The sequence below is a fragment of the Phytoamicus setariae genome (genome assembly GCF_016722925.1).
GTDB classification, from domain to species: Bacteria; Pseudomonadota; Alphaproteobacteria; order Rhizobiales; family Rhizobiaceae; genus Rhizobium_E; species Rhizobium_E setariae.
On record NZ_JAEQNC010000008.1, the window covers coordinates 149,556 to 171,008 of the forward strand.

21 protein-coding genes and 2 pseudogenes are annotated in these 21,453 nt (G+C 59.1%); 15 read left to right on the plus strand and 8 right to left on the minus strand.

All coding sequences use genetic code 11. The features are described 5' to 3' along the window. Positions 1 to 5: 5 nt before the first annotated feature. Positions 6 to 185 (plus strand): hypothetical protein, encoded by a 180-nt coding sequence (locus JJB09_RS15785; protein ID WP_201660036.1) that lies wholly within the window; start codon positions 6 to 8, stop codon positions 183 to 185. A 183-nt stretch (positions 186 to 368) separates the two neighbouring features. On the opposite strand, the gene JJB09_RS15790 is transcribed toward JJB09_RS15785, so the two are convergent. Then, positions 369 to 1,055 (minus strand): GntR family transcriptional regulator, encoded by a 687-nt coding sequence (locus tag JJB09_RS15790; protein WP_201660039.1) that lies wholly within the window; start codon positions 1,053 to 1,055, stop codon positions 369 to 371. 99 nt (positions 1,056 to 1,154) lie between these two features. On the opposite strand from JJB09_RS15790, the gene JJB09_RS15795 reads away from it, so the two are divergent. The 6 genes from JJB09_RS15795 to JJB09_RS15820 are packed head-to-tail and all read left to right on the plus strand — an operon-like array spanning position 1,155 to position 6,295. Next, positions 1,155 to 1,757: an amino acid synthesis family protein gene (locus tag JJB09_RS15795; RefSeq protein ID WP_201660042.1), complete on the plus strand. Its 603-nt coding sequence runs from the start codon at positions 1,155 to 1,157 to the stop codon at positions 1,755 to 1,757. Then, positions 1,732 to 2,532, plus strand: coding sequence for an alpha/beta fold hydrolase (locus tag JJB09_RS15800; RefSeq protein WP_201660045.1), 801 nt, complete (start codon positions 1,732 to 1,734; stop codon positions 2,530 to 2,532). Before JJB09_RS15795 ends, JJB09_RS15800 begins: the two co-directional genes overlap by 26 nt. Continuing rightward, complete coding sequence (locus JJB09_RS15805; protein ID WP_201660338.1) at positions 2,526 to 3,461, plus strand: flavin reductase; 936 nt, start codon at positions 2,526 to 2,528, stop codon at positions 3,459 to 3,461. Before JJB09_RS15800 ends, JJB09_RS15805 begins: the two co-directional genes overlap by 7 nt. A gap of 2 nt (positions 3,462 to 3,463) precedes the next feature. Further along, on the plus strand, positions 3,464 to 4,504 hold the full coding sequence (locus JJB09_RS15810; protein ID WP_201660340.1) for an LLM class flavin-dependent oxidoreductase: 1,041 nt from the start codon (positions 3,464 to 3,466) through the stop codon (positions 4,502 to 4,504). A gap of 4 nt (positions 4,505 to 4,508) precedes the next feature. Beyond that, positions 4,509 to 5,972, plus strand: a complete 1,464-nt coding sequence (locus JJB09_RS15815; RefSeq protein ID WP_201660048.1) for an aldehyde dehydrogenase — start codon at positions 4,509 to 4,511, stop codon at positions 5,970 to 5,972. A gap of 5 nt (positions 5,973 to 5,977) precedes the next feature. Beyond that, positions 5,978 to 6,295, plus strand: a complete 318-nt coding sequence (locus JJB09_RS15820; RefSeq protein WP_201660051.1) for an NIPSNAP family protein — start codon at positions 5,978 to 5,980, stop codon at positions 6,293 to 6,295. Positions 6,296 to 6,345: 50 nt separating this feature from the next. Here the strand turns inward: JJB09_RS15820 and JJB09_RS15825 are convergent, their stop codons facing one another. The 6 genes from JJB09_RS15825 to JJB09_RS15850 all read right to left on the minus strand — a co-directional run bounded on the left by JJB09_RS15825 (position 6,346) and on the right by JJB09_RS15850 (position 13,773). After that, entirely contained in the window at positions 6,346 to 7,845 is a 1,500-nt protein-coding gene (locus JJB09_RS15825) for an amidase (protein WP_201660053.1), read from the minus strand. A gap of 164 nt (positions 7,846 to 8,009) precedes the next feature. Further along, the gene (locus JJB09_RS15830) at positions 8,010 to 9,167 is read right to left on the minus strand and encodes an ABC transporter ATP-binding protein (protein WP_201660056.1); all 1,158 of its coding nucleotides are present in this window, start codon (positions 9,165 to 9,167) and stop codon (positions 8,010 to 8,012) included. A gap of 27 nt (positions 9,168 to 9,194) precedes the next feature. Further along, positions 9,195 to 9,986 carry an ABC transporter permease gene (locus JJB09_RS15835; RefSeq protein ID WP_201660059.1) on the minus strand — a complete coding sequence of 264 codons (792 nt, stop codon included), beginning with the start codon at positions 9,984 to 9,986 and terminating at the stop codon, positions 9,195 to 9,197. Next, positions 9,983 to 10,906, minus strand: coding sequence for an ABC transporter permease (locus JJB09_RS15840; RefSeq protein ID WP_201660062.1), 924 nt, complete (start codon positions 10,904 to 10,906; stop codon positions 9,983 to 9,985). The genes JJB09_RS15835 and JJB09_RS15840 overlap by 4 nt, the downstream gene beginning before the upstream one ends. Further along, complete coding sequence (locus JJB09_RS15845; RefSeq protein ID WP_201660065.1) at positions 10,903 to 12,558, minus strand: choline dehydrogenase; 1,656 nt, start codon at positions 12,556 to 12,558, stop codon at positions 10,903 to 10,905. The genes JJB09_RS15840 and JJB09_RS15845 overlap by 4 nt, the downstream gene beginning before the upstream one ends. A 102-nt stretch (positions 12,559 to 12,660) precedes the next feature. Beyond that, positions 12,661 to 13,773, minus strand: coding sequence for an ABC transporter substrate-binding protein (locus JJB09_RS15850; RefSeq protein ID WP_201660067.1), 1,113 nt, complete (start codon positions 13,771 to 13,773; stop codon positions 12,661 to 12,663). A 177-nt stretch (positions 13,774 to 13,950) separates the two neighbouring features. On the opposite strand from JJB09_RS15850, the gene JJB09_RS15855 reads away from it, so the two are divergent. Further along, the gene (locus JJB09_RS15855) at positions 13,951 to 14,658 is read left to right on the plus strand and encodes a GntR family transcriptional regulator (RefSeq protein WP_201660070.1); all 708 of its coding nucleotides are present in this window, start codon (positions 13,951 to 13,953) and stop codon (positions 14,656 to 14,658) included. Between the two features lie 101 nt (positions 14,659 to 14,759). Here the strand turns inward: JJB09_RS15855 and JJB09_RS15860 are convergent. Continuing rightward, a pseudogene (locus JJB09_RS15860) lies at positions 14,760 to 14,849 on the minus strand (IS6 family transposase); the annotation flags it as partial. Between the two features lie 6 nt (positions 14,850 to 14,855). On the opposite strand from JJB09_RS15860, the pseudogene JJB09_RS15865 reads away from it, so the two are divergent. From JJB09_RS15865 to JJB09_RS15895, 7 genes and pseudogenes are all read left to right on the plus strand, one after another. Then, positions 14,856 to 15,326, plus strand: a pseudogene (locus JJB09_RS15865) (IS30 family transposase); the annotation flags it as partial. Positions 15,327 to 15,600: 274 nt separating this feature from the next. Then, the gene (locus JJB09_RS15870; RefSeq protein WP_201660073.1) at positions 15,601 to 15,882 is read left to right on the plus strand and encodes a WGR domain-containing protein; all 282 of its coding nucleotides are present in this window, start codon (positions 15,601 to 15,603) and stop codon (positions 15,880 to 15,882) included. A gap of 61 nt (positions 15,883 to 15,943) precedes the next feature. Further along, entirely contained in the window at positions 15,944 to 16,219 is a 276-nt protein-coding gene (locus JJB09_RS15875) for an HU family DNA-binding protein (RefSeq protein ID WP_201660076.1), read from the plus strand. Between the two features lie 34 nt (positions 16,220 to 16,253). Then, on the plus strand, positions 16,254 to 17,975 hold the full coding sequence (locus JJB09_RS15880; protein ID WP_201660079.1) for an ABC transporter substrate-binding protein: 1,722 nt from the start codon (positions 16,254 to 16,256) through the stop codon (positions 17,973 to 17,975). Continuing rightward, positions 17,972 to 19,642, plus strand: a complete 1,671-nt coding sequence (locus JJB09_RS15885; RefSeq protein ID WP_201660082.1) for a dipeptide ABC transporter ATP-binding protein — start codon at positions 17,972 to 17,974, stop codon at positions 19,640 to 19,642. Before JJB09_RS15880 ends, JJB09_RS15885 begins: the two co-directional genes overlap by 4 nt. Then, on the plus strand, positions 19,639 to 20,571 hold the full coding sequence (locus JJB09_RS15890; protein WP_201660084.1) for an ABC transporter permease: 933 nt from the start codon (positions 19,639 to 19,641) through the stop codon (positions 20,569 to 20,571). Before JJB09_RS15885 ends, JJB09_RS15890 begins: the two co-directional genes overlap by 4 nt. Further along, positions 20,571 to 21,437, plus strand: coding sequence for an ABC transporter permease (locus tag JJB09_RS15895; protein WP_201660086.1), 867 nt, complete (start codon positions 20,571 to 20,573; stop codon positions 21,435 to 21,437). The genes JJB09_RS15890 and JJB09_RS15895 overlap by 1 nt, the downstream gene beginning before the upstream one ends. Positions 21,438 to 21,453 lie beyond the last annotated feature (16 nt).

The window sequence follows — 21,453 nt, forward strand, 5'->3', positions numbered from 1 at the left end:
GGACAATGATCGGGATCGACCTGGCAAAGAACGTGTTCCAGGTGCATGGAGCCTTGATGACCGGGGAGCTGAAGTTCCGCAAGAAGCTGTCTCGGGTGCAATTCCGCAGAGTTATTGCGGGGCATGCTGTGCCGAAGCGATTGTTGTCGCCGCGCAACGACCAGAGATGCGCTTTATCACGCTGAAGACAGAGAAGCGGCAAGCGCACGTGCTTCTCTTCCGCGGAAGAGAGCACGCACACACTGCGGCGGGATCGCTCGACAATCTGCCGCAGCTGAGACGGAATTTCTGGACGGCCGGGCGTTCTTCCCAACTGAGTACGCATACACACACGCATCAACATTAACCGGCTGCTGGCAGCCTAGGTTTCAATCTTCTTTCTGCAGCAGCGACTCGGCAAGCCGTGCGGCGGCGGCAATGTGCTCGCGGCAGGCCTTGGCCGCCGCATCCGGATCGTTGCGTTCGATCGCCGCGAAAATCTCGCGCAGTTGCGCCGGACCGGAAACGCTCCGGTTCGTGGTTGAAAGCGTCATGACACGCAGCCGCGAAATGCGGCTGTTGAGTCGGGAGACGATTTCCCAGGCAATGTCGTGGCCGGCGGCAGCGAAAATGATCTCGTAGAAGCGGGTCGTCACGTCAAGGACCGTCGGCGGCTCGTTCCTGCGTGAGTTCTGGTCGAGTTCATCGAGGACCAGTCTCAGCTTGTCCTTGGTCTCGATGTCTGCAGCGCGGGCGCAATCGGCGACCGCCGACGATTCCAGCGCCGCCCTGATGTCGTAGATCTGCCGTGCGCCGTGCCAGTCCATGCTGGCGACCACCGGGCCCTGTTTGGCGATGTCCACCAGCCCCTCCGCCTGAAGGTGGCGGATCACTTCGCGGATCACAGAGCGGCTGACACCGAGCTGATCGCAAAGCGTGCGCTCCACCAAACGCTGGCCGGGTGCAAACAGGCCGGAGATGATCGCATCGCGCATGCGCTCAAGCGCTATTTCGCGCAGCGTCACGGGTGGGCTGACGATCTTGAGGGACGCGATATCAGAGACTGTTTTGTTCATGGCTTTTCATAAACGCAGAAAAAGGAACTGACAAGGGCTTGACACTCGATCATATGGTATACCATGATACCATCGCTTAATTAGACAAGGAAATACCTCATGACGATTGCCATCCGCAAAACACTGCTGACAGTGGAAAAGACTTTCATCGAGGGCGGCAAGGAAGCCGCCGCCCCGTTGACGCTTTATGCAGCGATCGCCGTTGTGAAAAACCCCTGGGCGGGGCAAAGCTTCGTCGAAGACCTGAGGCCCGAAGTCCACGCCGCAGCACCAATCCTCGGCAAACTGCTCACAGGCATGATCCTCGACGCCGTCGGTTCCGGTGAAGCCGTCGAGGCCTATGGCAAGGCAGCGGTGGTCGGCACGTCAGGCGAAATCGAACATGCCTCGGCGCTGATCCACACGCTTCGCTTCGGCAACCATTATCGCGAGGCAGTCGGCGCGAAATCCTACCTCGCCTTCTGCAACACGCGCGGCCCGGCCAACGCCCCCATCATGATTCCGCTGATGGACAAGAACGACGAAGGCCGCCGGTCGCACTACCTCACCATCCAGACCGCAATCTCCGATGCCCCGGCGCCGGATGAGATCGTCGTGGCGCTCGGTGCTTCCGTCGGCGGCCGTCCGCATCACCGGATCGGCGACCGCTACCAGGACCTCAAGGAACTTGGCCACAATGTTGACAATCCCGCAGCGGTCTAAGACGCGCAGCGGCGTCGCTTATGTCGAGACGGGTTCGGGCGAAGCACTCGTACTCGTCCACGGCGTCGGCATGCGGCTGGAAGCGTGGGCGCCGCAGATTGCCGCGCTCCGTCACACCCATCGGGTCATCGCGGTTGATATGCCGGGCCATGGCGCAAGCGAGCGGATCCCATCCTCCTCGACGCTCAGCGATTTCGTCGCCTGGTTCGGCACCTTCCTGGATGAACTTGATATCAAACAGGCCAACGTCGCGGGCCATTCCATGGGTGCGCTGATCGCCGGCGGCGCTGCCGCCAGGTTCGGCGACACCATTCGCCGTGTGGCGCTGCTCAACGCAGTCTACAAGCGCGATGCGACGGCCCGGACGGCAGTCAGGCTGCGTGCCGCCCAGATCGAGAATGGCCAGATCGATCCGGAAGCGCCGCTCAAGCGCTGGTTTTCAGAGGAAGAAGTGACCAGCGAAGCCTACAGGTTGACGGGTTCCTGGCTCAAGCAGATAGATCGCCAAGGCTATGCGACTGCATATTCCGCCTTTGCCGATGGCGACGCGACCTATGCCGATGCCTGGCCCCGGATTTCGTGTCCCGCCCTGTTCCTGACCGGCGAGGACGATCCGAACTCGACGGCTGAAATGGCCGAGGTGATGGCAAAGGCAGCCCAGAACGGGGTTGCCAAAATCATTGCCGGCCACCGCCACATGGTCAACCTGACCGCACCCGACGTGGTCAATGAAATTCTGAAGGAATGGCTTAGTAGGGAGGCGAAACCATCATGACCACGATCATTGATCCGAGGACATTGCGCGACGCCTTCGGCGCCTTCATGACCGGCGTGACTGTCGTCACAACCCACGGTGCCGACGGCGAACCGGTGGGGTTCACCGCCAATTCCTTCGCCAGCGTCTCGCTCGATCCGCCGCTGCTGCTGGTCTGCCTTGCCAAGACCTCGAGGAACTTCGACAACTTCACCAAGGCGACCCGCTTTGCGATCAATATCCTCGCCGAGCAGCAGAAGGACATCTCCAATACCTTCGCGCGGCCGTCGGACGATCGCTTCGCCGGCTTGAAATGGCAAAGCGGACCGCACGGCTCACCGGTTTTCGAGGATGTCGCCGCATGGTTCGACTGCGCGACACACAATGTCATCGATGCGGGCGATCACGTGATCCTGATCGGTCATGTCGAGGCATTCGAGAACGGCAACGCAAACGGCCTCGGCTATGCCCGTGGCGGCTACTTCACCGCAGCGCTCGCCCAGAAGGCGGTTTCGGCTGCGGCATCCGACACGCCGGTTCTCGTCAGCGCAGTCGCCGAACGCGATGGTCAGGTCCTGCTTGTGAGCGACGGCAACGGCAAGTTCCTCCTCCCCTCGTGCCCGCTGGTCGCCGGTGAGGGCCCTGATGTCTTACAGGCACATCTCGCCGCCATATCTGGGCTTTCAGCCTCGGTCGGCTATATCTACTCTGTCTACGAGGATAGGGCCGCCGGCATCCAGCACATCATTTATCGCTGCGCGCTCGGTGATGGCGAGTCCCGGACCGGGCATTTCTTTCCCCTCGGTGCATTGCCCGCCGACAGCATCGCAAAACCATCAACGATCGACGTATTGAAGCGCTATGCGACCGAGAGCGTGCTCGGTAATTTCGGCGTCTACGTTGGAAACGAACATACCGGCAAGGTTCATCCCCTTGCCAGAAAGGCCTGATGATGAAGTTCTCCCTGTTTGTCCATATGGAGCGGCTGAACGCGGATCAGACCCACGAGAGCCTGTATCGCGAGTTCCTGGAACTCTGCGAGATCGCCGATCGTGGCGGCATGCATGCCATCTGGACCGGCGAGCATCACGGCATGGATTTCACCATTGCCCCCAATCCGTTTATCAATCTTGCCGATCTTGCCAGCCGCATCAAACATGCGCGGCTCGGCACCGGTACGATCGTTGCGCCGTTCTGGAACCCGATCAAGCTTGCCGGTGAAGCAGCGATGACCGACATCATCACCAATGGGCGGCTCGACATCGGCATCGCCCGCGGCGCCTACAATTTCGAGTATCAGCGCCTGTCGCCCGGCCTCGATGCCTGGCATGCCGGCCAGCGGATGCGCGAAATGATCCCGGCGATCAAGGGTCTGTGGGCCGGCGACTACGTCCATGAGGGTGAATACTGGCAGTTTCCCTCGACCACGTCGGCGCCGAAACCGATCCAGCAACCGCATCCGCCGATCTGGGTGGCCGCGCGCGACCCCAACAGCCACGAATTCGCAGTCGCCAACGGCTGCAACGTGCAGGTCACGCCGCTCTGGCTCGACGACGAAGAAGTCATCAGCCTGATGGGCCGCTTCAACGACGCCTGCGCCAAGCACCCGGATATTTCTCGACCGAAAATCATGGTGCTGCGCCACACCTATGTCGGCACGACCGAGGCCGATATCGAGCAGGCGGCCCGCGAGATCAGCATCTACTACAATTACTTCGGCGCTTGGTTCAAGAACGAGAAACCGATCACGCAAGGTCTGATCCAGCGGCTGACCGAAGAGGAACTGGCTGCCAACGCCATGTATGCGCCGGATGCCATGCGCAAGAACAATGTCGTCGGTACGCCAGACGAGGTGATCGGTCGCCTCAAGTCCTACGAGGCACTCGGCTATGACGAATATTCCTTCTGGATCGACACTGGCATGAGCTTCGAGCGTAAGAAAGCCTCACTCGAACACTTCATCGCCGACGTCATGCCGGCCTTTGCGAGCTGATACCATGAAGCAATTCCAACACTATATCGATGGCGCATTCGAGGATGGGGAAGCCCGCTTCGCAAGTATTGATCCCGCAACCGGCACGCCGTGGGCAGGGATGCCGGAAGCCCGCGAGGCCGATGTGAATCGCGCCGTCGAGGCGGCGTACCGTGCGCTGAATTCTGGCTCATGGCCCGCAATGACTGCGACTGCGCGAGGAAAACTTCTCTATCGGCTGGCCGATCTCGTGGCAGAGAATGCGCAAAAGCTCGCCGAAATCGAAACGCAGGATACCGGCAAGATCATCCGAGAAACCTCGGCGCAGATCGCCTATGTCGCTGAGTATTATCGTTATTATGCAGGGCTCGCCGACAAGATCGAGGGCGCGCATCTTTCGATCGACAAGCCCGACATGGATGTCTGGCTGCGGCGGGAACCGGTCGGCGTCGTCGCCGCCATCGTTCCCTGGAACAGCCAGCTCTTTCTCGCCGCGGTCAAGATCGGCCCGGCCCTGGCTGCCGGCTGTACGCTGGTGGTCAAGGCCTCCGAGGATGGCCCGGGTCCGCTGCTCGAATTTGCGCGCCTTGTGCATGAGGCCGGTTTTCCGGCCGGTGTGGTCAACATCATCACAGGGTTTGGCGCGACCTGTGGCGCGGCGTTGACGAAACATCCGAAAGTGGCGCATGTCGCCTTCACCGGCGGGCCGTCGACAGCCCGCCAGGTGGTACGCAATTCGGCCGAAAACCTCGCCACCACCTCGCTGGAACTGGGCGGCAAATCGCCCTTCATCGTCTTTGCCGACGCCGATCTCGAAAGTGCGGCCAATGCGCAGGTCGCCGGTATCTTTGCCGCCACCGGACAAAGCTGCGTCGCCGGCTCGCGGCTGATCATCGAGGCGTCGGTCAAGGATCGCTTTCTCGCGATCCTGAAGGCCAAGGCGGAGGCCGTTGCCATCGGTTCGCCGCTGGAACGGTCAACCGAGGTCGGCCCGCTCTGTACAGACCGTCAGCGCAAGCTTATCGAAACTGTTGTCGCCAGTTCCATTTCCGCGGGTGCAAAGCTGGTCACGGGCGGCAAATCGCTTGATCGTCCCGGCTTCTATTATCCTCCGACCATCCTCGACTGCACCGGTGTGAATTCTCCCTCGGTCGAGACCGAACTCTTTGGGCCCGTGCTTTCCGCGCTGACATTCGAGACTGAGGAAGACGCGCTGGCGCTGGCCAACGACACGCCATTCGGGCTGGCATCCGGCCTGTTCACCCAGAACCTGACCCGCGCGCACCGGATGATCAAGCGTATCCATGCCGGCGTCGTCTGGGTCAACACGTACCGCGCCGTCTCGCCGATAGCGCCCTTCGGTGGTTACGGCCAGTCCGGACAGGGACGTGAGGGCGGTCTGGCGGCCGCGCTCGACTACACCAAGACCAAGACCGTCTGGCTCAGGACATCAGACGATCCGATTCCAGACCCGTTCGTGATGCGGTGACGGCGATGTTCTACGAAATCCGTACCTACAGGCTGAAGAACGGTGCGATCCCCGAATATCTCAGGGTGGTGGAGGAAACCGGCATCTCCATCCAGAAGAAACATCTGGGTACGTTGGTCGGCTACTACGCCTCGGAGATCGGGCCGATCAACGAGATCGTCCACATATGGGCATTCAAGAGCCTGGACGACCGCGCCGAACGACGCGCCCGCCTGATGGCAGATGCTGACTGGCAGGCGTTCTTGCCCAAGATCCGCGACCTCATCGAAGTCGCCGAAAACAAAATCATGAAACCGGCCGCATTTTCGCCAGTGCACGGGTAGTCCGCGCCAACCGAGAAACGCGGGTTCCTCGCGATCGACAGGACCAAGCCCTATCCGCGCGAGCTCGACCGTGCCGTCAAGAAGCTCGGCACGGTCAGGCAGACATCATCTGGTGGGCCTGTCTGTCCGAGACAAGGCCGCATGCACGGAATTCCAGTTCCGCTGATAGATTCGGCCCAGTTGACTGACGCTTCAATTTGCCGGGACAATTGCAGGATCAGCAGATCGCGGTGTGGGGCCGCCATGATCTGTACGCCGACGGGAACTTCGTGCGCAGCCATCGGCAGCGGCAACGAGGCGGCCGGCTGGCCCGAAACATTGGCAAGGATGGAGAAGGGGGCAAAACTGTAGCCCGCTTCGGCCCACTTGTTCATCGAACCAAGATCGCTGAATCCGAGCGTGCCGAGGGGGCCGGGATCGCTGGCCAGGCTGGGGGTCAACAGAACATCGAATTGCTCAAACAAGGCCAGATGCGCCTTGGCCGTCTCCGCCCGCAGGCGCAATGCATCCGCGACCGCCCCTTCTCCTGCATCCCGCAGAATGTGCAGGGCCGCCCAAGTCATGGGTTCCAGCTCATCCGTTCGCGGGTCGAAGCCACACTCTTTGGCCTGTTCTGCCAATAGCGGGGCAATATCGTCGATCCAGAGCAGATCAAACCAATCGCCAACGGCCGTAAGGGGCGACTTGTCGCGCAGCACGACGTCATGCCCCAGATCGCGCAGGATCGCCACGGCGTGTTCGACAGCTGCCACCTGATTTGCACCGGCCATTGTGCCGTCTGCAGCGTGAACGGTCGCCACGATCCGCAGCTTTCCGGGGTCGTTGTAAAGCTTGCCAAGATAGTTTCCGGCGTCACGGCCGGATTCTGCGGTTACATCAAGGGAAGCGGCGCTATCGCGCACCGACCGTGTCAGCACATGGTCGGAGTTCAGCCCGTGGGCAATCTCCTTGAAATAGGGACCGCTTGAGTTCAACCCCGCCGTGGGCTTGAAACCGTACAGGCCACAACAGGCCGCCGGAATGCGGATCGACCCGCCGAGATCCGTGGCATGCGCCAGTGGAACCATGCCAGAGGCCACGGCGGCTGCCGCGCCGCCACTGCTGCCGCCGACAGTCAGGCCAGCATTCCATGGGTTGATCGTCTTGCCATAGGCCAGTGGTTCGGTGACGAATTCGGCTGCGAATTCAGGTGCGTTCGTCTTGCCCAGAATGGTCAGGCCGGCACGCCGCCATTGCTGCACCATCGTGCTGTCGGGGCGTGGCTTTGAGCCTTTGAGATAGCGGCTGCCCCACGTGGTCGGCATTCCCTCGGTATAGAGATAGACGTCCTTCAACAGGAACGGCACGCCCGCAAGCGGTCCGTCCGCTGGGCGTGATGCAGCTTCCAGCGCGCGCTCGTAATCCTTGCAAATCACCGCGTTGATCGTGGGATTCAGCGTTTCGATGATTTCGATCGCGGTCTTCGCCAGCTCGGTGGCGGTCACCTCTTTCGATGCAACGGCTTTCGCCAGCCCGACGGCGTCATGTTTCAGATAATCGGCTGTGTTCATCGGTAGACCTCGAATTCAAGTCGCAACAATCCGGAAATTTCCTTCAGTTCCATGACGCCAGTCACGCCGATGCACGAGCAGGACCGCATGACTAGCCTGAGGCAGTCAAGAAGACCGAAGATTCCCACACGGCAAGCGCGTCAGCACCGTGACGACCAGACGCGTCAAGCCGCCTGTCTGCTGCCTTCTTTGGCAGGCTGTTTGTGGGAGATGTCGGCCCAGGCTCCAGTCGGCGGCAGCAGAATGGCATCTTCAGGGCGGAAGCTTGCGACGACTGTCGATCCGACCCTGTCGGCGCCTCGAAAGCCACGTTGCGCATTCGTTGCACTGACCAGCACCGTTGTACCGTCTGCGGCCCGCATGTGGATATGGCTGCGGTCGCCATAATAGGCGGCGCTAGCGAGCATGCCCGCAATGCTGTTGATTTGCGCAGCATCGGCAGGCCCGACCGACAGTTTTTCCGGCCGCACCGCCACCGTGACGGCCACGCCTGGAGCGATCTTGCCGCCTGCGCCCGCGATATTGACCTTCAGAAGACCTTTGCCCGGACTCCGGACATGCGCAAGTTGGCCATCAATCGTCTCGACCACACCGTCGAAGAAATTCATCGAGCCGATGAAGGCCGCCACTTCCCGGCTCGACGGCGCCTCATAGATGCGGTCGGGTGCATCGATCTGCAGCACGCGTCCGGCCGACATCACGGCCATGCGATCGGAGAGCGCCAACGCCTCTTCCTGGTCGTGGGTGACGAAGATGAAGGTAATGCCCACCTGGCGCTGGATGCGCCGGAGCTCCATCTGCATCTCCTCACGCAACTGCTTGTCGAGCGCTGACAAGGGCTCGTCGAGCAGCAACACTTTCGGCCGCCGGGCCAGGGCTCGCGCCAGCGCCACGCGCTGGCGCTGGCCACCCGAAAGCTCATGCGGCTTGCGTCCGCCCAGCTGCGACAGCCGGATCATCTCGAGAGATTCCTTGACCACCTTCTCCTGCTCGGCCTTCGGCATATTAAGCGAGCGCAAGCCGTAGCCGATGTTTTCCGCCACTGTGAGATGGGGAAAGAGAGCGTAACTCTGGAACACCGTATTGGTCGGCCGCTTCTCGGGCGGCAGGCCCTCCACGGGTTGACCGTCGATCAGCAGTCGACCCGATGTGGGCGGCTCGAAACCGCCGATCAGCCGCAACAGCGTGGTCTTGCCACAGCCGGATGGTCCGAGCAGCGAGAAGAACTCGCCCTCGTGAATGTCGAAGCTGATGTTCTCCAGCACCGTAAGGGCACCGAAGGCCTTGCGGATTCCGTCGATCTCAACGCTGTGTCGGGACATGGAATTCTCCTTGGATAGTACCCGGTCTCAAACCTGCTCAGCCGAGGCGCCGCTGCGCCTCAGCTTTTCGGCAACAAGAACGAGGATGAATGAAAAGGCCAGGATCAACGTGCTGAGCGCAAGCACGCCCGGCAGCTTGTTGGGAAAGCGCAGCTGCGACCAGATGAAGATCGGCAATGTGTTGTCCGTGCCGGCGAGGAAGAAAGCCAGCACGAACTCGTCCAGCGAGACCGAGAACGTCAAGAGCAGGCTCGAAAGGATGCCGGGTGCCGCGATGGGCAGCACGACCCTGCGGAACGTCATGAACGGGCCTTCGCCAAGGTCGCGCGATGCTTCCTCCAGGCTGGGGTCCATGCCCTCGAAGCGCGGCAGCATGATCATCATCGCAAAGGGCGTGCAGAACAGGATATGGGCAAACGCAATCGTCGAAAGCGAAAGCGTAACCCCGAGGCCGGAAGCGACGATCAGCAGGGAAATACCGACCACGATGCCGGGCACCAGCAGCGGCAGGCCGATCAGGGCGAGGAATATGGTCCGGCCTGGCAGGCTGGGGCGGCTGACTGCCTTGGCAGCAAGCGTGCCCAGCAGGGTGCTGACAAGGCTCGCCGTGACCGCAACCCTGACGCTGTTCCACAGCGCTTCGAGAAGGGCGGGTGCGGCAAAGACCTGCTCGAACCATTGCAGCGTAAAGCCTTTCAGCGGAAACGCGATCGACGTGCCGGAATTGAAGGCAAAGAGCGCGATGAACAGGATCGGTGCATAAAGTGCAGCGACATAAAGCGCGGAATAGGCGCCGAGGAATCTCAATCCGGTTTTCATGCGCGGCCTCCCTTGGTGCTGCCGTAGCGGCTGGTCACCTGCAGGAAGATGCAGGCGGCGGCCGTGACCGCGATCATCGTCGCGACCGAGATGGCCGCGCCCAGCGGCCAGTTGTTTGCCCGTCCGAACATCGACTGGACAAGGTTGCCCACCATCAGGCCGGATGTTCCGCCAACCAGCTGGGGCGTCACGTAATCGCCGACGGTCGGGATGAAAATCAGCAGGCTGGCCGCGACCACGCCAGGGGTCGACAAAGGCAGAATAACCCGCCGGAAGACATGGAACATGCTGTCGCCAAGATCGCGTGAGGCTTCGATGAGGCTTTTGTCGATCCGGCTCAGGCTGATGAAGATCGGCAGCAGCGCAAATGGCGCCCAAGCATGCGCGAGCGTCAGCACGACGGCAAAAGGATTGTAGAGCAGGATCTCCAGCGGCTTGTCGATGATGCCGAGCGCAATGAGGCTGGAATTGATGACGCCGTTATAGCCGAGGATGATCTTCCAGGCGAAGACCCGGAGCAGATAGCTCGTCCAGAAGGGGATGGTCACGGCAAGCAGCCACAGCGTCTTGTGCCGGTGGACGCCGAAAGCGATGTAGGCGGCGATCGGATAGGAAAACACCACCACGATAACGGTCGCGGCCAGGGACACGAGAAGCGACTTGCCGAGGATCAGCAACTGGCTGGCGGAGCCGAGGAAGGTTGCATAATTCGCAAAGGTGAAGTCGCGGATGATATCGAGGCCTTCCTGGCGCCAGAAGCTGTTGAAGACCAGCAGCCCCAACGGGTAGACCAGCGACAGGCCGACGAACAGCAATGTCGGAAGAATGAGAAGATAGCCTCTCAACCGCGCATCATAGCTGAGGCGGGACAGAAAAGACCGTGACGAACGGACCGGCACAAGCTCCTGGGTGATGGTCATCGCTGTGCAAGCCTCCAGTCCTCGGCAAGAAAATAGGGTGTGGGTAACGCGTCGTGAAAATCCCGCCCGCGAATATGGTCCGCCGCCTTCTCGGCGATCATCATCGTCGGCGCGTTGAGATTGCCGCTGACGACGGAGGGCATGATCGAGGCATCGACGACACGAAGGCCCTCGACACCATTGACCCTGCAGTCGGGATCGACGACGGCTTTCGCATCGCTTCCCATGCGGCAGGTGCAGGACGGATGATAGGCGCTTTCCGCCGTCGCTCTGACATAGGCATCGATTTCGCTGTCGCTCTGGACCGACTTGCCGGGCATGAACTCCTCGCCACGATAGGGGTCAAAGGCCGATGCGGCAAACAGTTCCCGCGTCAGCCGTACGGCATCGCGCATCACCTGGCGATCGCCCTCCGTCGCGAGATAATTCGGATCGATGATGGGTGCGACACGCGGATCGGCGCTGGCGATCGAGACATGTCCACGGCTTTCGGGCCGCAGTGCATCGGCATCGACCTGATAGCTCGGACCGATCTTCGCTGGTCCCAGTTCATGCTCGTAACCGACGGCGATCGGCAGGAAGTGATATTGCAGGTCGGGATGCTCGACTCCCGCGCGGCTTCTGATGAAGCCGCCAACCTCGAACTGATTGGACGCACCGGGACCGGATTGCATGAACAGCCATTCCGCTCCAATCCTGAGTTTGCCGAGGGGCGTGAGCCTTGAGGCCAGCGAGTCCTCGGTCAGGCAGCGATGCTTGATATAGATGCAGAGGTGGTCCTGAAGGTTGCGGCCTACATCCGGCGCGTCAACAATCACATCGATCCCGTGCGTCCTGAGCAGGTCGGCTGGCCCGATCCCGGAAAGCTGCAGCAGCTGCGGCGAATTGATCGCCCCACCGCAGAGGATCACCTCCCGTTCGGCGCGCACCGTCTGTTGCGCGCCGCCGCGATCAAAGCGAATACCAGTTGCCCGCCCCCGCTCAAACAGCACGCAGTGCACGAACGACCGGTCCAGCACTGTCAGGTTTTTTCGGGCGCGAACCGGCTTGAGATAGGCCCGGGCGGCACTCCAGCGTCGCCCGCGAGCGACATTCATGTCGAGCCGCGACAGGCCTTCCTGCCGGAAGCCGTTGACGTCGTCACTGATGGCATAGCCGGTTTGCGGCCCGGCTTCGAGCCAGGCCTCGCCCAGCCGGTCGGTCCGTCCGCGACGGGAAACCGGCACCGGCCCATCGCTGCCGCGATAACTGTCGGCGCCCGACTGGAAACTTTCGAGCTTGCGGAAATACGGCAATACGTCGGCGTAACCCCAGCCCGTTGCCCCCTCGCTGGCCCAGCGCTCGTAGTCCAACGCATGGCCGCGAATGAACACCATGCCGTTGATTGAACTGGACCCGCCGAGCACGCGCCCGCGCGGCCAATGCAGCGTCCGCCCGTTCATGTGTTTTTGCGGGGTCGTGTGGTAAGACCAGTTCAGCTTAGGATCCTGCATCGGGTAGGCCAGAGCCGCGGGCATGGTGATCCGCCAGTCGCGATCGCTCCCCCCTGCCTCGAGAAGGAGCACCCGGACATCCGGATCCTCGCTGAGCCGGGCTGCAAGCACGCAGCCCGCCGAGCCGGCCCCGACGATGATGTAGTCATATGCGGTCATTGCACTATCCAGCCCGCCGGTCCGGCGGGGTCGTAATGATCGATTGCCGGCAAAGTGCCGGCGTCAGTGGAAGCCGCGCCTGATATCGGCGCGGCCAAAGCGTCAAATGCCCTGTTTTACGGCTTCGAACATCTTCTGGATGTCGTCCTGGCTCTGCATCGGTCCCTGCAACACCGTTTTCTTGAGCAGGTCGGTGGGATCGCGCGGAATATCCAGATTGGCGAGCGTGGCGTCATCGACCTTGTCGAACCCGCCCTTGGTGGCGCTGCCATAGCCGAACTGTGTGAGGCCCAGTGCGCGCGATTCCGGCGAGAGATAGGCATCAATCAGTTCGTGTGCGAGCGCGCGATAGGGTGTTCCCTTGACGATCGACAGAACGCCGACCCAAGCCATCGTGCCTTCCTTGGGACGCATGTAGCGGATCGGAACCCCTTGCCCCTTCAGTGCGACATAGGTGTCGTTCCAGGTATTGGCTGCCACGATTTCACCCGAAGTCAGTGCCTGCTGAAGGGTCGTCGGATCGTTGGAGTAGAACCGAAGCAGCGGCCGCTGCTCTTCGAGCGCACCGCGAACAGTCTCCATGTCGGCGGCCGACATCTGGTAGGCATTGATACCCTTGTAGAGGGCTGCCGCGCCGACGGCGTCGGCCATGCTGTCGAGTGCAGCAAGCTTGCCGGCATACTTGCTGTTCCACAGCAGTGACCAGCTATCATCATTGGGCGTTGCGGCTTCCGGGACGAGATCGGTCCGAACCGCGATCGAGCTGAGGCCCCAGTCGGTCGGCACGCAGGTGACATTGCCGTCGATGGTGACGCCGGGCATCTCGCGCAGGTTCGGGAAAATGTCGTTCCAGTTGCTGATCAGGCTTGTGTCGATGGGCTCGAGAATGCCCGCATCGTACCAACGGCGGATCGTGTAGGACTGAGGATAGACGACATCGGCCTTGAATCCGTTGCGAACCTTGAGCAACGCTTCGTCCTGGTCGCCGAAAACGGCAAAGTTGGGCGCCGAACCGTTCTTGGCAACATAGGGCCCGAAGAACTCCGGAAGATCCATTGTCGCCCAGGTGAACATCAGAGGCTGTCCTTCCGCGGCCACGGTGCCCTTGACCCCTGTCGCCATGACGACACCCACAGCGGCAAACAGCTTGGCAAAGTCACGGCGCGATAATGCTCCTTTGCGAGCGAGCGATATGATTTCCTTGGTGTCGTTCATCATCCTACCCTTTCGTGATCTCTTTGATCATTCCGCTGCCGCCTGACGCGGCAGGCCGACTCCTGCCAGGAGCCTCCGCAACGGATCATGCTCCTTTATCCCAGTCCGTATGTTGGTATACCATCTTATTGCGTGTCAAGCCTTGTTTTGAATATTTCTTGCAGCTATGGATGAGATATGAAGCCGAAGCAATTTTCTGACCCCGTCGCCGATCATGCCACTGAGCGAAGCTCCCTTCGCATCGAGAACCCGCCGCTCACGCTTCGGGAAATGGCGCTCGATCGTCTGCGCAATGCTGTCATCGCTGGCTTGTTCTCACCCGGCCAACGGCTGGTGGAGCGCGTCCTGTGCGACCAGCTTGGCGTTTCGCGTTCGGTCATTCGCGAAGTGCTTCGACACCTCGAGGCCGAAGGCCTGGTCGGCATAGCGCCCAAGCAGGGGCCGATCGTCGCGACGATCGACTGGCACCAGGCACGCCAGATCTACGACGTACGGCTAGCCCTTGAGACGACAGCGGTTGCCGATTGTGCCCGTTCAGCCGACACGGCGACCAAGGAGAAGCTATGCCAGCTTCTGGATCAGCTCGATGAGAACTCCACGAGGAACGATGCGCTCGCAATCCTGACCGTCACGAATAGCTTTTATGAAACGATCTTCCATGCCGGCGGCCACGAAATTGCCTGGGATATCGTGGCGCGTCTCAATGGCCGTATATCGCGCTTGCGCGTTTTGACCCTTTCGACAACCAACCGCACCATCTCCGGACCCGCCCGCATGCGGCTGATCCTCGACGCGATCCTCGCCGTCGACCCGGACAAGGCCAGGGAAGCCTGCCGGGCGCACATCACCGAGGCCGCTCGGATCGCCAAAAGCTTGCTAGCGTGAACACGCCGCATAAAATTGGCATTAGGATCTGTCTTGCCGACTAGGCCGCCAACACGACTGCCTCAATTTATGGCGCTCTCCGGAAAGGAAGGCGCCTACTCCTTCTTGGAGCGACGCCCGACACCCGGCATGACTTCGCGCTTTGCTGCTCCATATGACCACAGATTATCGGTGAGGATACGTTTGGGGTGATGCTCTGGTCCCCGCAACAGATTGCCGGCTGATTGCAGCTTGAGCGACATCCGGTTTCTGTCAGCCATGAGACGATCTACAAGTTCGCTTATTCCTCGGATGGCCACGCCATCAAGCTGTGGCGGCATCTTCCCGAGCACCGCGCCAAGCGCCGGCTAAGAAACGCGAGACGACGTCATGGCAAGCGTTTTGGACCGAACGTCAACATTCTGAACCGGCTAGATGTCGTTACTGAGCGCAACCAGTTCGGGCACTGGGAATGCGATCTCATCCTGTCTCGCAAGAAGTTCGGAATGGCCAACGTGACGTCGCTGGTCGAACGGGTCAGCCGCTTTGCCACCTTCCTGCGCAACAACGACCAGCAATCGAGGCCAGTGCTGGACGGGCTGATCCAGGTGCTTCAGTCACTGCTCCACCTTGCCCGGCGTTCGGTCACCTTCGACCGCGGTACCGAGTTTACCGACTGGCCCTACCTGTAGGCGAGCATTGGCGCGCAGACATGTTCCCTGACGATCTGCGACTTCGATCGCTGACAGGCCGAAGTCCCCGCGGTGGTCGATCTTGATGGTGTCCATGTTCAGCCCTCGGATCAGTGAAGGCCGTAGTCTGCTGCCTCAGACCCGGATTGACCAGGGACGCCGTTGAACCGTCGCGTTCATCCATCACGCATCACACATTTGAATCGGATGCAGCGGATCGATTCAAAACTTTCGTTGGACGTCGGCGGGCTTTGCAGCGATTCTTCCGGGCATGTCGCTCTACCCGTACCAGCTTTACAGTCGGCGCATCGACGCGGACCAAAACATGGCTCGCTACTATTCGCTATCGATCCAGGCGACCTTGTTCGGAGAGATCGCGGTCACCCGCCGCTGGGGGCGGATCGGCGTGCGTGGCGGCGAAATGACCGAGACATTTGCCTGCGAGCGGCAAGCCGCCATCCACTTCCTTGATCTGGCGCGAAAGAAGCATCGAAAAGGTTATCGGCCCATTGGAAACTGTGGAGATGACGCAGACAAACAGCCGCGCGCGTAACGACGCGGTGATATCGCTCAAAATCGGTGAAATGGTTTTTCCCTTTCAACGAGGATACCTTATGACCACCATCAACGAAATTGCAGACAGGGTCGCCGCCGACAATAGCCTCGCCAAGGCTCAGGGCAAGGCAATAGTCGGCGCCGTATTCGCGGCGATCACCACAGCGGCAACGTCCGGTGCGGAAACTTCGATCGCCAGCTTCGGCAAGTTCAAGGTCAAGGACACCCCGGAACGTAAGGCACGCAATCCTTCAACCGGTGCGACACAGGTTGCTGCGGCAAGAAAACTTGCTTTCACGCCGGCCAAGGCGCTCAAGGATGCCTTGAACAAGTAAGCCTGCAAATATTTAAGCATGGCGAGCGTGGTTCATGCCAACGCTTCTCTGTGGTCTTCATGCACGTGGAGCGAAGGCTGGAGAGCGGCATGATGCCGCCGGACTTGCGGCTAAACGCCCGGCAGGTCGTGCTGAAGAATTCTACGCATCTATCGCTGTCATTTTTCTGTTGCCAAACAAGGCTACCTACTCGCCAGCCCTAATCAAACGAGCTGAGAGTAATATGTTTCGCATTAAAATCGCTTCCACGTTGGCTACCCTCCTTCTCGCTACAGTTGCACACGCAGCTGACCTGACTATAGCGGTACAGAAAGTTCCGGATTTTCTCGATCCGCCTTATGACAATTCCAATGTCAACGAGCGGATAATGTGGTCGCTCTTCAATACGCTGATTGTCACAGACTATCGCGATGATGGAAAGCTCAAGCCAGGTCTTGCCACTGATTGGAAAGTCCTTGATGCGCAGACAATAGAATTCAAGCTGCGCCCGGGCGTTAAGTTCCATAATGGCGATAATTTTGAAGCCAAGGATGTCGTATTCACGTTCTCTCCTGAGCGTACAGGGCAGGCTGAAAATAACGCCCAGGCCGTTCTCTCGAAGCCATTTCTTGGCGGCATCGAGAAAATCGACGTTATCGATCCGCTTACTGTCCGAATCCGTATGCGAAAGCCGGACGCGTTGATTGTTCAGCGTTTTGCCAATTACCCATCCCAGATCGTTTCCAAAAAGGGATTTGATGATGCGGGATCTGCGGAAGCCTATTCCAAGCGTCCTGTCGGTACCGGACCCTATAAGCTGGCCGATTTCAAGATCGGTGAGCGTGTTGTTCTCGAAGGATTTGACGACTATTGGGATCAGACCAAGGCTGCGGCCGATAAGGTTACCTTCACCGTCGTGCCTGAAACCTCGACACGTATCGCGGGCCTGCTTTCCGGGCAGTTCGATATCGTTACCGAGCTCAATCCCGATACATTTCAGCAAATAGAAAGCTCGTCCAACGCGGTCATTGTTGGCGGCGCGGTCGAGAACATTCGCGGTGTTGTTTATGACAGCACGGACTCTGTGCTTAGGGATCCTCGCGTCCGTCATGCGCTTGACCTGGCAATTGACCGCGATGCGATCGTAAAGTCGCTCTACAACGGTACAACCGAAGTGCCCAACGGTTGGCAGATGACGACTTTCGGCGATCTGTATCTGGCCGGCCGGCCCGCTCCCGAGTACAATCCAGACAAAGCACGTGAACTGCTGAAGGAAGCTGGGTATAAGGGCGAGCGTATTTCGTACCGCACGATGAACGCTTACTACACGAATGAAATTGAAACCGCACAGATTCTGCAGGCCATGTGGTCAGCTGTTGGGCTGAATGTTCAGCTCGATGTAAAAGAAACCTGGGACCAAATTGATGAAGACAGCCCGGATCGGGCGATCTTCAATGCGTCGTTCACGGCGTATTATCCTGATCCGATCGGTCAGTTCTGGCGTCGTTTTGGTGATGCATCCAGCTGGGCAGCAAGTAAGATCTTTGTTGTCGATCCTGCGCTCATTCCTCTGGGCCAAACCCTTGCAACAAGCATGAATACGGAAGAGCGCCAGAAAGCGTTTGGTGAAATGCTCGACCGGTTCAATCAGAACCCTCACGGCTCAGTCCTGCATCTTCTGACCCAGTTTTTTGGCGTCAACAAGCAGCGTTTGGCACTGGACGTCATGCCGACAAACTATCTCGACCTTACGACGGCCGGCGTTCAGTTCAAATGAGCCAAATGGTCAATTCGATGACAGGTAACCAGCAGGGGGCTCCCCTGCTGGAAGTGAGCAACCTGCGTATTTCATTTGGTGCCACGCCCGTTGTGCAAGGCATAAACTTTGCACTTGGCGCAGGTGAAATTCTTGGAATAGTAGGTGAATCCGGTTCTGGTAAAACAGTGTCATGTCGTGTGTTGACTGGGCTGTTGTCAGATCAAGCCTCAAGTTCAGGCCAGATGACGTTCAATGGCCGCGACTATGATCTCTCAGACCGCTCGGCCTGTGCCGGCTTGCGCGGAAAACAGATTTCCATGATCTTTCAGGATCCCATGAGTGCGCTTGATCCGCTCATGAAAATGCGTCGCCAGCTTGCCCTGCGCGGCGCCGATCAGGCGCAGGCGGAGGCCCTGTTCAAACAGGTTGGATTTCCCGACCCCTCAGCAATACTCGACCGATACCCACATCAGCTCTCCGGCGGGCAATGTCAGCGCGTGGCCATCGCCTGCGCCATGATATCACAGCCGCGGATACTCGTTGCCGATGAGCCAACAACTGCCCTCGATGTGACGATTCAAGCCGGTATTCTCAAGCTGCTCAAAGAAACAGTGCAGCATATGGGGACAAGCATGATCTTCATAACGCATGATCTGAGCGTTGTGTCCGAGCTATGCAACCGGGTTCTGGTGATGCGCCGTGGCAGGATCGAAGAGGTAAGGCGTACCGCCGAGATGCTTCGTCATCCACACTCGACATATACACGCAGTCTGCTTGCCGCCATTCCGCGTGCGGAAAACAAGGGGCAGCGATTGCCGACTTTGGAAGATATCCAGTCTGGAAATCCGCCGCGACCGCTTCCCGCTGCGCCACATATCGACAAAAGCGGCGTGCCGGTCCTTAGCTTTCGCAATGTCGGTGTTGATTACCTGCGTGCCGGAGGAGGCAATTTTCGGGCAATCGATGACATCAACCTTGATGTATATGCCAATGAAATACTTGGTGTAGTCGGCGAATCCGGTTCCGGCAAAAGCACCCTGTCCAAAGCAGCCGTCGGTCTTGTAAAAACTGCGTCCGGCGAGATCAGGATCCGTGGCCGTCAGGCAAACTGGCTACGCGCCAAGCGTAGCGAGCGGCGAGATGTCCAATACATATTCCAGGATCCTCGGGGCGCGCTCGATCCAGCACGAAGGGTACTTTCGCAAGTGCGGGAACCCTTGGATGTTCACGGAATTGGTGAAAGAAGCCAACGTGATCGCATGGCTGGAGAGGAACTTTGTCGCGCGGGTCTTGAGCCGGAATTTCACCAGCGCAAGCCGGGGAGCCTATCTGGTGGTCAGCGCCAGCGTGTAACCATTGCGCGCGCACTTGCACTCAAGCCTAAGCTCCTTATCTGCGACGAGAGTGTTTCCGCTTTGGATGTCTCCGTTCAGGCGCGCATCCTCAACATGTTGCTCGAAATACGGGCTGAGAGAAACATTGCTATCCTCTTTATCAGTCATGACCTGTCGGTAATTCAACATCTCTGCGACCGCGTCATCGTGATGCGCGCGGGCAAAATAATCGAAACGGGGTCAGTTGGCGAGGTTTGGAACTCGCCTGTTGCGCAATATACCCAAGAGCTTTTGACCGCTTTGCCTCAATTGCCTGCAGTCCATAAACATTATGAGGATATCCCGGCATGATCCGCTGGATTATCGGGCGGCTTGGGCGTGCAATTGTCACTTTGCTTTTGCTGATCGCTTTCACATTTTTTTCCCTGAAGATCAGTGCGGATCCCGCTCTGCAAATCCTTGGACCTGATGCAGGCAAGGCCGCGATCGAGGCTTTCCGTGCGAAGTGGCATCTCGACGATCCGCTTTGGCGTCAATTTCTGACCTATCTCGGGAATGTGCTGCAACTGGATTTCGGAACTTCGTACCGCACCAATGAATCCGCGCTCCAACTTGTGCTCTCGCGGGTTCCAGCGACGATGGCGCTCATGATACCAACAGCGCTCTTCGCGCTGGCCATGGGCGTTCCCATGGGAATCCTTGCCGCTTACAAACGTGGGACCACTTGGGATCGTGGAATAACGATCCTCTCCATCATGGGCTTCGCAATTCCGAATTTTCTGATTGGCGTCATGCTGATTTATCTCTTTTCGGTGAAGCTTGGCTGGCTACCTCCCTCCGGAATCGTCGATTGGCGTTCCTACATCATGCCGATGCTCACCATGGCCACCGCCGAGGCCGCGATTTTTTCACGCTTCACCCGCTCGGCCATGATCCAGGTGCTTGAGCATCCAATGGTGGAAACTGCATTAGCCAGCGGCTTTTCCCGCGTGAAGGTCCTGTGTGTGCATGTTCTGCCAAATGCCGGTCTCCCGCTGCTGACGATTACCGGGCTGTTTCTCGGCAGTCTGATCGGCGGCGGTGTGGTGACCGAAAACGTTTTCTCGTGGCCCGGAACTGGACGATTGCTCGTGGAGAGTGTCGGTGCACGTGATTTTACGGTCGTGCAGTGTTCAATCGTGTTGATCGGCATAACGATGATTGTCGCGAACTTGCTGGTTGACCTTTGCTACTTGTGGATCGATCCGCGGTTGCGCGATGCCAAACAAAGAGGTCGGTAATGTCTGTCGTATCAGAAATTGCCCTGAGCAAAAAAAGTGCCGCAGCCGAACCTATACCGTTGCTGGTCAAGCTTTCCATTCTGTTCACGCTGCTGCTCATTTTTTGTACGATTTTTGCGCAGTGGATCATGCCCTATCCCGTGACTGGAACGGATCTGCTCAACCGTTTTGCGCCGCCAGTTCTGTTCGGGGGGAACTGGGCGCACCCGTTCGGCACCGATAATTTGGGGCGCGATATGTTGTCCCTGGTCCTGCGTGCGGTTCAGGTCAGCTTTGTGATTGCATTTATCGGAACAATTGGCGGAGCGATTGCCGGTACTATCCTTGGTTTGATCGCGGCGTGGTCGGGCGGGATCATCGATGACATCATCGGCATTTTCGTCGATTTTCAGGCAACTATGCCATTTCTGGTGCTCGCACTCGCCCTGCTTGCGGTGCTGCCAAACGCGAACATGACGCTCTTCATCATTATCATGTGTATTTACGGTTGGGAGCGTTATACGCGCCTGGCTCGATCCGTGGCATTGGCAGCCAAGGAGTCTACCTTTGTGCAGGCACTGGCCGTAACTGGCACGCCCTCCTGGCGCATTTATAGTCTGCACATTCTTCCCAACGCGATGGGCGTGCTGCTTGTCAATATGTCGCTGAATTTTCCGGCAACCATTCTGGCTGAAACGTCCCTGAACTTTCTTGGCATCGGTATTCAGCCTCCCGATACCAGCCTTGGTGTTCTGATGGGGATCGGTCGAAATCACATCTATAACGCGCCCTGGCTAGCTCTCATTCCAGGACTCATCATCCTGCTAGCGACCTTGTCAGTATCGATCATCGGAGATTGGCTGCGTGACAAAATCGACCAGAACTAATCTCGAAAGGAAAGAA

Coding starts and splice junctions, on each gene's coding strand:
- JJB09_RS15875 (WP_201660076.1), top strand. CDS start 15,944: ATGACCACCATCAACGAAATTGCAGACAGGGTCGCCGCCGACAATAGC.
- JJB09_RS15835 (WP_201660059.1), bottom strand. CDS start 9,986: ATGAAAACCGGATTGAGATTCCTCGGCGCCTATTCCGCGCTTTATGTC.
- JJB09_RS15870 (WP_201660073.1), top strand. CDS start 15,601: ATGTCGCTCTACCCGTACCAGCTTTACAGTCGGCGCATCGACGCGGAC.
- JJB09_RS15820 (WP_201660051.1), top strand. CDS start 5,978: ATGTTCTACGAAATCCGTACCTACAGGCTGAAGAACGGTGCGATCCCC.
- JJB09_RS15830 (WP_201660056.1), bottom strand. CDS start 9,167: ATGTCCCGACACAGCGTTGAGATCGACGGAATCCGCAAGGCCTTCGGT.
- JJB09_RS15885 (WP_201660082.1), top strand. CDS start 17,972: ATGAGCCAAATGGTCAATTCGATGACAGGTAACCAGCAGGGGGCTCCC.
- JJB09_RS15850 (WP_201660067.1), bottom strand. CDS start 13,773: ATGAACGACACCAAGGAAATCATATCGCTCGCTCGCAAAGGAGCATTA.
- JJB09_RS15790 (WP_201660039.1), bottom strand. CDS start 1,055: ATGAACAAAACAGTCTCTGATATCGCGTCCCTCAAGATCGTCAGCCCA.
- JJB09_RS15855 (WP_201660070.1), top strand. CDS start 13,951: ATGAAGCCGAAGCAATTTTCTGACCCCGTCGCCGATCATGCCACTGAG.
- JJB09_RS15785 (WP_201660036.1), top strand. CDS start 6: ATGATCGGGATCGACCTGGCAAAGAACGTGTTCCAGGTGCATGGAGCC.
- JJB09_RS15895 (WP_201660086.1), top strand. CDS start 20,571: ATGTCTGTCGTATCAGAAATTGCCCTGAGCAAAAAAAGTGCCGCAGCC.
- JJB09_RS15825 (WP_201660053.1), bottom strand. CDS start 7,845: ATGAACACAGCCGATTATCTGAAACATGACGCCGTCGGGCTGGCGAAA.
- JJB09_RS15890 (WP_201660084.1), top strand. CDS start 19,639: ATGATCCGCTGGATTATCGGGCGGCTTGGGCGTGCAATTGTCACTTTG.
- JJB09_RS15815 (WP_201660048.1), top strand. CDS start 4,509: ATGAAGCAATTCCAACACTATATCGATGGCGCATTCGAGGATGGGGAA.
- JJB09_RS15795 (WP_201660042.1), top strand. CDS start 1,155: ATGACGATTGCCATCCGCAAAACACTGCTGACAGTGGAAAAGACTTTC.
- JJB09_RS15810 (WP_201660340.1), top strand. CDS start 3,464: ATGAAGTTCTCCCTGTTTGTCCATATGGAGCGGCTGAACGCGGATCAG.
- JJB09_RS15845 (WP_201660065.1), bottom strand. CDS start 12,558: ATGACCGCATATGACTACATCATCGTCGGGGCCGGCTCGGCGGGCTGC.
- JJB09_RS15880 (WP_201660079.1), top strand. CDS start 16,254: ATGCCAACGCTTCTCTGTGGTCTTCATGCACGTGGAGCGAAGGCTGGA.
- JJB09_RS15800 (WP_201660045.1), top strand. CDS start 1,732: ATGTTGACAATCCCGCAGCGGTCTAAGACGCGCAGCGGCGTCGCTTAT.
- JJB09_RS15840 (WP_201660062.1), bottom strand. CDS start 10,906: ATGACCATCACCCAGGAGCTTGTGCCGGTCCGTTCGTCACGGTCTTTT.